The organism is Yoonia sp., from assembly GCF_036007805.1.
Taxonomy (GTDB): domain Bacteria; phylum Pseudomonadota; class Alphaproteobacteria; order Rhodobacterales; family Rhodobacteraceae; genus Yoonia.
Genome location: NZ_DASYOK010000099.1, coordinates 1 through 12,042 on the forward strand (window position 1 = coordinate 1; position 12,042 = coordinate 12,042).

The 12,042-nt window shown below is 57.9% G+C and carries 10 protein-coding genes; 2 read left to right on the top strand and 8 right to left on the bottom strand.

The features are described 5' to 3' along the window. Both VGP75_RS05625 and VGP75_RS05630 read left to right on the top strand, forming a co-directional pair. The coding region (locus VGP75_RS05625; RefSeq protein ID WP_327542716.1) for a M24B family metallopeptidase at positions 1 to 693 on the top strand (693 nt) is incomplete at its 5' end. Between the two features lie 75 nt (positions 694 to 768). Next, positions 769 to 1,110: a DUF427 domain-containing protein gene (locus tag VGP75_RS05630; RefSeq protein ID WP_327542717.1), complete on the top strand. Its 342-nt coding sequence runs from the start codon at positions 769 to 771 to the stop codon at positions 1,108 to 1,110. Here VGP75_RS05630 and VGP75_RS05635 read toward each other — a convergent pair. The 8 genes from VGP75_RS05635 to VGP75_RS05670 form a co-directional block, all read right to left on the bottom strand. Beyond that, positions 1,107 to 2,717: a chloride channel protein gene (locus VGP75_RS05635; RefSeq protein WP_327542718.1), complete on the bottom strand. Its 1,611-nt coding sequence runs from the start codon at positions 2,715 to 2,717 to the stop codon at positions 1,107 to 1,109. The two genes, VGP75_RS05630 and VGP75_RS05635, sit on opposite strands and share 4 nt — an antisense overlap. A gap of 774 nt (positions 2,718 to 3,491) precedes the next feature. Beyond that, a complete protein-coding gene (recN, locus tag VGP75_RS05640; protein ID WP_327542719.1) occupies positions 3,492 to 5,144 on the bottom strand; it encodes a DNA repair protein RecN in 1,653 nt (550 codons plus the stop codon). Positions 5,145 to 5,180: 36 nt separating this feature from the next. Beyond that, a complete protein-coding gene (bamD, locus tag VGP75_RS05645; protein WP_327542720.1) occupies positions 5,181 to 6,029 on the bottom strand; it encodes an outer membrane protein assembly factor BamD in 849 nt (282 codons plus the stop codon). Positions 6,030 to 6,168: 139 nt separating this feature from the next. Further along, entirely contained in the window at positions 6,169 to 7,086 is a 918-nt protein-coding gene (gene lpxC, locus VGP75_RS05650) for a UDP-3-O-acyl-N-acetylglucosamine deacetylase (RefSeq protein WP_327542721.1), read from the bottom strand. A gap of 221 nt (positions 7,087 to 7,307) precedes the next feature. After that, positions 7,308 to 8,900 (bottom strand): cell division protein FtsZ, encoded by a 1,593-nt coding sequence (gene ftsZ, locus VGP75_RS05655; protein WP_327542722.1) that lies wholly within the window; start codon positions 8,898 to 8,900, stop codon positions 7,308 to 7,310. Between the two features lie 175 nt (positions 8,901 to 9,075). Beyond that, complete coding sequence (gene ftsA / locus VGP75_RS05660) at positions 9,076 to 10,410, bottom strand: cell division protein FtsA (RefSeq protein ID WP_110279274.1); 1,335 nt, start codon at positions 10,408 to 10,410, stop codon at positions 9,076 to 9,078. Then, the gene (locus VGP75_RS05665) at positions 10,411 to 11,310 is read right to left on the bottom strand and encodes a cell division protein FtsQ/DivIB (protein ID WP_327542723.1); all 900 of its coding nucleotides are present in this window, start codon (positions 11,308 to 11,310) and stop codon (positions 10,411 to 10,413) included. Beyond that, positions 11,298 to 12,042: D-alanine--D-alanine ligase (locus VGP75_RS05670; RefSeq protein WP_327542724.1), on the bottom strand; the 745-nt coding region annotated here is incomplete at its 5' end. The genes VGP75_RS05665 and VGP75_RS05670, both read right to left, overlap by 13 nt.

Below are 12,042 nucleotides of genomic sequence, written 5' to 3' on the forward strand. Positions count from 1 at the left end.
ATCTGCGGGTCCGGCCCGAACGGGGCGATTGTCCACTACCGCGTCAGCGACAAGACAAACCGCCCTGTCCGGATGGGTGAGCTTTTGCTGGTAGACAGTGGTGGCCAGTATATCGACGGCACAACCGATATCACGCGCACAATCGCGATTGGCACACCAACGGAAGAACAACGGGCCTGCTATACCCGCGTCCTGCAAGGGATGATCGCAATCAGCCGGATCCGTTTTCCCCAAGGCGTGGGCGGGCAGCATCTTGATGCGCTGGCGCGCGCACCGCTGTGGATGGCGGGCATGGATTATGACCACGGCACCGGCCACGGTGTTGGCAGCTATCTGAGCGTGCATGAAGGCCCCCAAGGGATTTCGCGACGGTCCGAGGTGGCACTCAAGGCGGGTATGATCCTGTCAAATGAACCGGGTTATTACCGTGAAGGCGCTTTCGGGATTCGCATTGAAAACCTGATCGTCACAGTCGATGCCCCTGACCTGGCCGGTGCTGACGCGCGCGCGATGTTGTCTTTTGAAACGCTGACCTATGTTCCGTTCGACAGGCGTTTGATTGACGCCGACCTACTGACAAATGCAGAACGGGACTGGATTGATCGTTATCATAGCGATACATTTGCGCTTCTGGCGCCGCGACTGGACACACAAACCAGGGATTGGCTGGCAAAAGCCTGCGCGCCACTTTGAGATAGCGTACTGCTTGGCACAATGAACCTGCTCCGGTCTTCCCGTGGCAGGCCGTCTAATGAAAAGGAAGCGACCATGGCTGATCATATCAAAATTCGTCCCGCAACGGGGACTTGGGTCGTGCGTGCAGCGGGTGCTGTAATAGGCGAAAGCACCAATGCGCTTGAACTTGTCGAAGGGGATTACCCGCCGGTGATCTACTTCCCCCGCGCTGATCTTGCGATGGCGTTTCTTGACCGTACGGACCTCAGCTCGACATGTCCCTATAAGGGTGAGGCAAGCTTCTTTACGATTGAAGCGAAGAGCGGGCCAATCGCCAATGCGGCGTGGTCGTACGAAAACCCCAAAGACGCTGTTGCCCAGATCAAAGAGCATCTGGCATTCTATACCGACAAGGTGGCGGTCGAGCAGGTCTAGGAGTGTTCTTCGGCTGCTGTCTCTGACAAAGCGCGGTTCATCGCGCGCAAAGCATCGACGTGGAACAAAGCCCCCCAGAGCTCTGGTGGGGCATCCTCGCCACCCAGCGTGACCACTGGGATAAAGCGGTGCCCACCACCGTCGAACATGGGCATGGCCTGTTCCAGCGTGGCGTTCCCGTCAATATAGACGCCGTCGCGGATCATATCCCAGCACGCGTCCTCTTCAGCGGCATTCTTGGCGTCCATTTCACGCATGATCGAGGACACCTTGAAGGTGGCAAGCAAATAGGCCTGTGGCCCTGCCGCCAGATGCACGTTGCGCCGTTCCAACTGGGTGAGAAAGAAAGAGCGGTCGATCAAACGCGACGACAACGCCGAGGAAAGCGAGACAGCGACCATGACAGCCAGACCTGTCTGCCAGTCACCCGTCAACTCAAACACAATCAGCGTGGTTGATATTGGCGCCCCGAGAACAGCGGCAGCAACCGCGCCCATACCCGCGAGCGCATAAAGTGTGCCGCTACCGGAGACATTGGGAAAGATCGCTGTCGCAATGATACCAAATGCAAGGCCGGTCAGCGCGCCCACCATGAGCGAGGGCGAAAACACCCCGCCCCCCATGCGCCCACCCATAGTGATCGCCACGGCAACAACCTTGAGCACAGCAAAGACGATTGCTTCATGCCACAACAACTCGCCTGTCAGCGCCAAAGAGGTCGTCTCGTAACCCACGCCAATGATGTGCGGCCACCAGATGGCAAGCCCGCCCAGAAGTGCGCCCGCAATCGCTGGCCGCAAGTAGCGGGGAATGCCGGTTTCCCTTTGCAGGTAGGTGCCAAGGTCTTCGGCCCAGAAGATCGCCTTGATCAACGCCACCGCAACAAACCCGCAGACCAGCCCCAGAATCAGAAAAGCAGGCAGTTCGACATAGAACGCCAGCGCGTTCTGGCCCGAGAGCGTAAATTCTGTCACATCCCCGAAGGTCAGACGGTTGATGACGGTCCCTGCGGCAGAGGCGATAACAATGGGGGCAAAGGCATGCACGGCGAAATGCCGCAAGACAACCTCGAGCGCAAAGAGTGCCCCCGCAATGGGCGCATTAAAGCTGGCAGAAACGGCGGCCGCGACAGCACAGCCCAAAAGATCGCGTCCGGTAATGCCATTGGCGTTAATCCAGCGACACACGCCTGTCGAAATGACCGCCGCAAGGTGGACCACCGGACCTTCACGACCTGACGAGCCGCCCGTTGACAGGGTAATCATCGAAGCCGCTGCCGAAGCAAGGCCCCGCCGGACTTCGACGCGACCTTCTGACAAGGCAGCCCCCTCAATCACATCGGCCACCGAGCGCACGCGGCCGTCGTCCGTGAAACGGTCAAGGATCACGCCAACGATCAAGCCACCGCAGATCGGAATGAGCAAGACTTGATACCATGCCAGCCCCGCCGCAAATGAATGCAGTGTCAGAACATCGTCAGTTCCGTAGGCAGTTGTTTGAATTGCATAAATCCCGAGCCGGAACAACACAGCGGCAAACCCCGCTGCAATCCCGATCGCCAATGCAATGAACCAGAACTGGATTTGGTTGGGACCATGGGTCTTCATGACCACCGCAGCATCTTTGCAAGTCGTCGCAACACCGGCAATCCCTTGCTCTAGCAACGCTCTGGCTGACTTCCCCATCAAGTTTGCTCTCTTGCCGGTGGCTTTGGCGGACATGCAACATGCGGCCCTTGGTACATGGCCACCCATGCAGGTCTAAGTCATGCGCTAAAGGCTTCCAAGCAGAATTTCAGGCGCGATTCGCGCGGTTTGGCGCATTCAGTGCACAAAGATCACGGCTTTGAACCCTGTTTTGGGCAAAAAGAGCAACACATTTGCAAAAGGTTGGAGTGAACTGACATGCCTTACAAAAAATCTACCTGTGGATGAATGACCAGTCAGAAGCGTCATTTTTGGTATCTTACTGAAATACCGGATAAAAAGTTCATAACGAAACAACTAATCGTCATTATTCAGTTGTTTTTATCATATATTGACCATGGATCAGAAAAAATGAGGTCCATCGTCACAGATGCAAATTGCAACCTTCGATAGTTAGGTCAGCAATATTGATATACTTTGGTACAGGTTGCTCGAGGACGCTAGTCTGTTACCTTTACGTCAAGAGGCGTGTTTCGGCCTCGGACTGTGGTGAGTGGGAAAGTGCTTGCTGGCAAATAGCGCAACGCACTTGGTGGTATTTGAGAGCCGACCAAGGTTCTCGGAAAATGAACAGTGTATGTCGAGGAGGTGAGTGGCCGAGACATGCAAGTACGAGTGGGATTGGTAACCGGTGATTGTTCAGGGCGTCGCTTGATTGCGGCGCCCACTTCGGTTTCAGGTGTTAATAAGCGCGCGCGCCGCGTCCTTCGCCGCCTCTGTCACCTTGTCGCCTGACAACATTCTGGCGATTTCATCCACCCGCGCGTCTGCATCCAAGGGCACAACCGTCGAGCGGGTCATATCGGCAGTCTGTTGCTTTTCAACGCGCCAGTGATGCCCACCGAGGGCGGCCACCTGGGGCGAATGCGTCACCACGAGCACCTGCCCGTCCGCGGCAAGCTCTGCCAACCGTCGCCCGACAGCATCAGCAGTCGCACCACCTACACCACGATCGATTTCATCAAAGATCATCGTCAACCCACCTGCGTCCTGTGTCAGACACACCTTCAATGCCAAAAGGAAACGGCTCAACTCGCCGCCAGAGGCAATCTTGTTCAAAGGGCCTGCTGGCGCACCGGGGTTGGTCGCAACCGTAAAGGCGACCGTGTCGATCCCGTCGGGGCCGGGTTGCTCTGCGTCGGTCATCAGCGTTGCAAAAACCGCACGTTCCATCTTGAGCGGTGCCAACTCCTTGGCCATTGCGGCATCAAGCTTCGCGGCTGCCTTCTGGCGTTTTGCGCGTAGTGTCTGTGCGGCATCATCATAGGCCGCTCTCGCGGCGCTCACAGCTGCTTTCTGCGCTGCCAGATCGCGCGCGCCATCATCCAAGACCGCCAAACGGCCGCGCAACTCATCTGCAAAGTCGCTCAGGTCATCGGGCAGAACGCCGTGTTTGCGCGCAAGGCCACGAATGGCAAAGAGACGCTCCTCCACCTCTTCCAATTCAGATGTGTTGAAAGACAAGGCGTCCAGACAATCCGACACTTGCCGTTGCGCTTCATCCAGCCCGATCATCACGCGCTCAAGCGCCTCAAGCGGCGCATCCAGCCGGCCGTCCGCATCGTCAGCCACGCCTTGCAACCAGCGCGAGGCATCGCCAACCAGGCCTTCGGCACCTTGTAATCCCAGCGCCTCAGCCGCCTTTGCAATATCGGTGCGGATCTTTTCTGCGGCCTGCATCAGGCGGCGCTGGACATCAAGCGTCGCTTCCTCACCGGCCTCCGGGGCCAAGGCATCCAGTTCCGCCACGGCATGGCGCAGAAAGTCCTCTTCTGCACGTGCTTCGGCGATTTTTGCTTCTGTCGCTTCCAGCTTGCGCAGTGCGGCAGAAAGCGCGCGCCAACTGTCCCGCGTTGTATCCAGAACCGCGCCCAGATCCGCATAGCTGTCCAGCATCTGGCGGTGACCACGCGGGTTCAACAAACCGCGGTCATCGTGCTGTCCGTGCAATTCAACCAGCGTCTCGGAAAGGTTACGCAGCACCTCGCCACTCACGCGGCGGTCGTTGACCCATGCGGTCTTGCGACCGTCGCGGGTGTTGATCCGGCGCAGGATCAACTCATCCTCGGCGGTGATCCCCGCCTGTTCCAGCACGGCATGGGCCGCATGACCTGCAGGCAGATCAAACCAGGCCGTCACCTCGCCCTGTTCTGCCCCCTGCCTGACCAGTTCGGCACGGCCGCGCCAGCCCAACACAAAGCCCAAGGCATCAAGCAAGATAGATTTGCCCGCACCGGTTTCACCGGTCAGCACGTTCAAGCCCGGCTGAAACGCAAGTTCCAACCGGTCAATGATCAGCATGTCCCTGATGTCTAATCCGCGGAGCATGTCAAAGTCCAAAGGACGGGGATGGCCCCGCGATGATTACAACCACTCACCGAGCAGTACCTGCCGGTAGATCGAGGCCAGCCAGTTGTCGCCCGCAGCCTCGGCGGTCAGCCCCCTGCCTGTCAGCAAAGCAAAAGTGGATTCGTACCATTCGCTGGATTGATAGTTGTAGCCCAGAATCGCACCAGCAGTCTGCGCCTCTTCCACAAGGCCCAAAGACAGATAGCTTTCCACCAGACGGTGCAGCGCCTCGGGCGTGTGGGTTGTGGTCTGGAAATCCTCAACGACTGTGCGGAACCGGTTGGCAGCAGCAACATAGTGACCGCGCTTGAGATAGAAGCGCCCGATCTCCATCTCCTTGGCGGCAAGGTGATCAAAAGCAAGATCAAACTTGAGCACGGATGTGCGCGCATATTCACTATCGGGGTATTGCTCGATCACGCGGCGGAGCGCCTGCAACGCCTGAAAGGTCAGCCCCTGATCGCGGCCGATTTCATCAATCTGGTCGTAATATGAAAGCGCCAAGAGGTAGGCCGCATAGGCTGCGTCTTCTTCGGCGGGATAGAAATCCAGATAGCGCTGCGCCGACGCGCGGCTGTTGGGATAGTCTTCATCTCGGTGATAGGCAAATGCCTGCATGATCAGCGCACGTTCTGCGAATTCCGAATATGGGTAAAGCCGCTCAATTTCGCCAAACGTGAATGCTGCATCATCAGGGTTGCCGTTTGCGATCTGGCGTTCACCGCGTTCAAAAATGGCCTGCGCGCTTAGGTTATCCAGCGGTTCGCCGCTTCCTTCGCCACTACAGGCCACTAAAACGGCCAAGCTGACGACGGCGCCAACACGAAACACCCAACGGCTGGCGGTGCCCTTCTTGACTGACATTTTCGCGTCCTCACTCACACAATGGCTGCTTGACCTGCGGAGTAGCCCCGCGTCGTTCCGCCTTGGTCTAACATAGAAAAATCGGGTGCAAAATGCCTTTTGACAGCACTGGCGATCAACTGTCAGTGGGAGGCAGAATTTAGGCGACGGCGTCCAGATCAGCCAGACTGACGCCGACACCTGGCAGACGGGCGGCGATTTGGACGTCACAAGTCACCAAACGCCACGCGTCAGGTTGATCGAACAAGGCATGCAAAAGTTTGTTCGTCATTGCATGGCCCGCGCGCGAACCGGTGTAGCGCCCGAGGATCGGTGCACCAGCGGTGTAAAGATCGCCCAAGGCATCAAGCATTTTGTGACGCACGGCCTCATCGGCGTGGCGCAGACCACCAGGTGTCAGTACCTTGTCACCATCGACGACCACCGCATTTTCATAGGTGCCGCCCAAGGCAAGTCCATTTGCGCGCATGGCATCAACATCAGCCGCACGGCAGAACGTCCGGCTATCGCAGAGTTCACGTACAAAGGCGCCGTTGGCCATATTCAACGTCTTTTGTTGACGGCCAATCGCGGCATCTGCAAAGGCAATTTCAAAATCAATCTGCAGCGTGGTGGCGGGCGACAGCTTTGCGCAAGCGTCGCCATCACTCACTTCGACATCACGCAAAATCTCAATTGCTTTCAGTGGTGCGGACAAGCGCACCAGACCGGCCGCCACGATCCCGCGCACAAAACTGGCCGCGCTTCCATCAAGAATAGGCACTTCTGGCCCATCAATGTCGATCAAGACGTTATGTACACCACAGCCTGCAAGCGCCGCCATAAGGTGTTCAATGGTCGAAACGATCGCACCGGTGTCATTGCTAAGACGGGTATTCAGCGGCGATACAATAACGTTGCGAAAATCGGCAGGCAGCTTCGGCTGCCCCGCAAGATCGGTCCGCCGGAAAACGACGCCTGTGTTGGCTGCTGCGGGTTTAAGAACGACACGCACAGCTTCGCCAGAGTGCAAGCCAGTGCCCTCAAAAACAACGTCAGATTTTAGTGTCGTTTGCACGCCTATTTCGCCCTTGCAGCATTTTTTCCGCCTTTCTCAATTAGGCTGCGACATCACATCACTCAACTCACTCTTTGCGACGGACTGAAACACTTGTGTTACAAACGGTCGCGATTTGAGTGCGGTCAGCATAACCCCTTGGCAAAAATATAAAAAAGGCCGCACAGTGGCGGCCTTCTTATCAACGTTGACGTCACATCAAAGCAACATAGTCGCTGCGCCTAGTTGGCCTGACGGCGCAAGAATGCAGGAATTTCGATCTTATCCTGCTCTTCGTTGTGCTCTGGCTCTTCACGGATTGCGGTCACTTGTGGCTGCGCTCGTGCTGGTTGACGCGGCGCAGTTTCGCCTTGTGCGCCGGTCATGCGGTTGATCAAAGAGTTGATCCCGAAGCGCGGCTTATCAGCTTCCGTCGCTACAGCAGCAGGTGCGGACGCCCGCTGTTGAGGTGCCGCGCCAGCATTGTTTGGAACGCGGTTCACGGCGGCCTGCAAGCGAGCAAGCGCCTCTGGTGACGGTGTGCCCGGAGCCGCTGCCGCACGTGGTGCAACAAAGTTGTCGGCTTCGGTCATTTCCGGCTCTTGGCGCGGTGTGTATGCCGGTGGCGGCAGATCATCTGCCACGGCCTGCGGCTGTGGAGCTGGCTGATAGGCTGCCGCAGCAGGTTGCTGGACCGGCGCAGGTGCTTCGAATTCCTCGAAAAGCGTCCGTTCTTGCGCGACAGGTTCGGCAACGGTAGCAGCGGGTGCCTCGTGCAAGGTCTCTTCGACGTGTGCGGCAACTTCGGCCACAGGTGCGAGCGGTGCCGCCATGGAGCGACGCGGCACAGGTGTCACAGTCGTCTTGGCCAACGCATCAATCCCTGTTGCAACAACAGACACGCGCATCCGGCCTTCCATGCTTGGATCAAGTGTAGAGCCGACGATGATGTTTGCGTCGCCATCCACCTTTTCGCGGATCTTGTTGGCGGCTTCGTCCAGTTCAAAGAGCGTCAGATCATAGCCACCGGTGATGTTGATCAGCACGCCCTTGGCGCCTTCCAGCGAAATCTCGTCCAGAAGAGGGTTCGCGATGGCCTTTTCAGCGGCCTGAATAGCACGGTTTTCACCTTCGGCTTCGCCTGTGCCCATCATCGCTTTGCCCATCTCGTCCATCACGGCGCGTACGTCCGCAAAGTCGAGGTTGATTAGTCCGGGACGCACCATCAGATCGGTCACGCCCTTCACACCTTGGTAAAGGACGTCATCAGCAAGCGCGAAGGCTTCGGTGAAGGTTGTGTTTTCATTCGCCAGACGGAACAGGTTCTGGTTCGGAATGATAATTAGCGTATCAACAACTTTCTGAAGGGCTTCAACACCTTCTTCAGCCTGCTTCATGCGCTTTGCGCCTTCGAACTGGAAGGGCTTGGTCACAACACCGACAGTCAAAACTCCCAGCTCACGTGCAGCCTGCGCGATGATCGGCGCCGCACCGGTACCGGTTCCACCGCCCATGCCGGCAGTAATGAAACACATGTGCGCGCCGGCAAGGTGGTCAACGATCTGCTCGATGCTCTCTTCTGCGGCGGCTGCGCCGACAGAGGCACGCGCACCAGCGCCCAATCCTTCGGTCACTTTCAGGCCCATCTGGATCTTAGACGTTGCACGCGACTGCTGCAGCGCCTGCGCGTCAGTATTGGCGACAACGAATTCTGTGCCATCAAGCTCTTGCTCGATCATGTTGTTCACGGCGTTACCGCCCGCGCCACCAACACCAAACACAGTAATCCGTGGTTTCAGTTCGTCGTGTCCCGGAAGAGAGAGGTTCAATGTCATAACGCGATCCGCCTGTTTTAAAATGCCCGTGCCCGCGGGCCATTACTGCTTATTGAGTCTCATAATAACCAAGTGATGCCGAAAGGTCACGACAAAAACACAAAATTGCCACCAAATCTGGACAAAAACCTTAGCTTTACCGCCTGATTTCGGCCAATGGGCAATATCTTGCGCATTACCAGTTATCTTTAAACCATTTGACCGCTCTTTTCAGCGACCTCGCGGGATAATTCTCTGCGGGAATCTCGAAATCCCACCACTCATCTTGCGGGTTGGCCGCAAAAAGCGTCAGGCCCACAGCACTGGAAAACGCGGGGCCAATGGCGGCTTGTGGCAACCCCTGTACGCGCAACGGACGCCCCAAGCGGACCTGTTGGCCCAGAATTTTGCTGGCCAAACCATCAAGCCCGGGAATCTGGCTGCCGCCACCGGTCAACACGATCTGCTGGCCCGGCAGATGCTCAAACCCCGCCGCGTCCAGTCGCTCGCGGACTTCTTCCAGAATTTCTTCGACGCGCGGGCGCATAATACCGATCAGTTCGGCGCGGCTGACTGTGCGGCGGTCATGTTCCCAATCGCCGGTGTCACCACCGATCTCGATCATTTCACGGTCATCCATGCCGGTCGCCACGACGCCACCATAAAATGTCTTGATCCGTTCAGCCGTTGCCGCAGGAATTTGCAGCCCCATCGAGATATCAGAGGTCACGTGCTCCCCACCCATCCGAACGCTATCGGCAAATATCATATGCTTCTTCATGAAGACCGAGATACCGGTCGACCCACCGCCCAGATCAATACAAGCCGCACCCAGTTCCTGCTCGTCCTCAACCAAAGACGACATGCCCGAGACATAAGCCGAAGAGGCAAGCCCCGCGAGTTCGAGATCGCAGCGCTTGATGCAGTAAAAGAGGTTATGGATCGCCGTGGCATCGACCGTCAGCATATGCATATCGGTCTTGAGCTGATTGCCAACCTGACCACGCGGGTCAGCCAGACCTGACCGGTGATCCAGTGCAAAATTCACCGGCTGCGCATGCAAGACTTCGCGGTCCGCGCCATAATCAGGCACATCACAAGATGCCATGACCTGGCTGATATCCTGTTCGGTCACCATGCCGCCGCTGACATCGAGTGTACCATCAAGCCCATAAGACCGCGGACGCGCGCCCGACAAACAGGCGATGACGTGATCCACCCGTACATTCGCCATTTTCTGCGCGGCCTGTACCGCTGTGCGGATCGCGCGCTCGGTTTCCTGCATCGCGTCAATCTCGCCAAAGCGCACACCGCGCGACCGTGTCGTCGCCGCGCCGATCACGCGAAACTGCGATTGCCCCGCAAGTGACCCGACACCATCACTGCTACGAAACTGCTCTGGCCCATCAAACCGCAGCACCAGACAGGCGATTTTGGAAGTGCCCACATCCAGAATGGCCACGACGCCCCGCTGCATCGCCGCCTTACGCATTTGCCGCATTGCCCGCTGGCTGTCGTAGAGATCGCCCATTTAATTCCCTGCCTCATTTGTGCTTATTGTTGTATTGCCCCGGCGCAGCGCCTCTGCGGCCTCTTCGTTCATCCGGAGTGTCGGTCTGTTTGTATTGCGCATATCCACGACAGCGACATCACGGCTCAGCATGTCCTGCGCATCGTTGAGCGCGATGACGCGCTCCAGCGCGGCAACGGGGTTTTCGCTGGGCAACAGAATACGCTGATCCCGGTCCAGCACCATATCCCAGCGCCGCTCGCCCATGCGGACAAGGCCGCGCACCCGGTCTATCAAAGGACCTGCCGCCGCAAAAAGGCGCAGCGCCTGCGCGATGTTTTCCTCGGCTCCGTCCCCTGCAATCAGTGGCAAATCAAGACGTTCGGCCCGTGCCATGATGGCGCCGGACTGCACCCCATCGGCATCAATCAAGCGCAGCACGGTGCCATCCCGCCAAAGCGCCACAGGCACACGCGGGGTCAATTGCACCTCAAGCGCACCACCCTGCCCCACACGGACAGAGGCAGACTTGATCGGATCAAGCGCTTCAATCTCCGTGCGGATCTTTTCAAGATCGAGGGCGAATGACGACACAGGGAATTCAGAGGGCAGCAGCGCAGCCACTTCTGTCAGCACCGATAAATCACCGCCCACGACATTCATGCTTTGCACCATGAATTGCGGGCGTTCCTGAAAACTCTGCTTTGCTTCTTCTATCGTCGCGGCAAGCGCCGCGCGGTTCTCGGGTTTGGAATACCACGAGCCCGCAATGATCAGGATCAACAGGATCGGCACCCCGATCCGCACGGTCCCGCGAAACCCCGGTGTCAGCATCATGCGCTGATAGCGGTACCCCATGCGCGAGGGTGCGGGATCACGCGGCAGCGCATCGGGGGACGTGCGGCGGATCAGCGATCGCATGATGCATCCTCCACCATCCAGCGGCACAGTTCAGGGAAGGAAATACCCACATGGGCGGCCTGCTCTGGCGTCAGAGACGTGGGCGTCATCCCCGGCTGGGTGTTTGTTTCCAGCAGGATCAACCCGTCAAGCCCCCGGGTTTCATCCCAGCGAAAATCAGTCCGGCTGACACCGCGGCACCCCAAGGCCTGATGCGCACGCAGGGCGTATTCCATGCAGGCATCGAAAATCTCGGCCGGCACTTTGGCGGGTAATTCGTGCCGTGATCCGCCGGGCGCATATTTGGCGTGATAGTCATACCAGCCATCGGTGATGATATCGGTGACCGTCAGCGCACGGTCGCCCATCACTGTCGTGGTCAACTCACGGCCAGGCGCAAAGGCTTCGACCATGACCTTCTCTGGCATATCATCGGACAGTTGCGGCGGGCCGTTTGCGGCTTCATCCACGATGTAGATGCCGACGCTCGACCCCTCGTTATAGGGCTTCACCACATAGGGCGGCGGCATGACATGGGCCGCGCGCACGGCATCGGCCGATGCCAGAATACTATCGACAACCGGTAGACCGACCTTGCGGTAGACATCTTTGGTGCGCTGCTTATCCAGTGTCAGTGCAGAGGCCAGAATGCCCGAATGTGTGTATGGAATTTTCAGCCATTCCAAAACGCCCTGAATAGCGCCGTCCTCGCCCCAGCGCCCGTGGAGCGCATTAAAGACAACATCGGGTGCA

Excerpts from the sequence above, each read along its gene's own strand:
- VGP75_RS05665 (WP_327542723.1), bottom strand. The coding sequence starts at position 11,310 with ATGCGATCGCTGATCCGCCGCACGTCCCCCGATGCGCTGCCGCGTGAT.
- VGP75_RS05635 (WP_327542718.1), bottom strand. The coding sequence starts at position 2,717 with ATGAAGACCCATGGTCCCAACCAAATCCAGTTCTGGTTCATTGCATTG.
- ftsZ (WP_327542722.1), bottom strand. The coding sequence starts at position 8,900 with ATGACATTGAACCTCTCTCTTCCGGGACACGACGAACTGAAACCACGG.
- ftsA (WP_110279274.1), bottom strand. The coding sequence starts at position 10,410 with ATGGGCGATCTCTACGACAGCCAGCGGGCAATGCGGCAAATGCGTAAG.
- bamD (WP_327542720.1), bottom strand. The coding sequence starts at position 6,029 with ATGTCAGTCAAGAAGGGCACCGCCAGCCGTTGGGTGTTTCGTGTTGGC.
- VGP75_RS05630 (WP_327542717.1), top strand. The coding sequence starts at position 769 with ATGGCTGATCATATCAAAATTCGTCCCGCAACGGGGACTTGGGTCGTG.
- recN (WP_327542719.1), bottom strand. The coding sequence starts at position 5,144 with ATGCTCCGCGGATTAGACATCAGGGACATGCTGATCATTGACCGGTTG.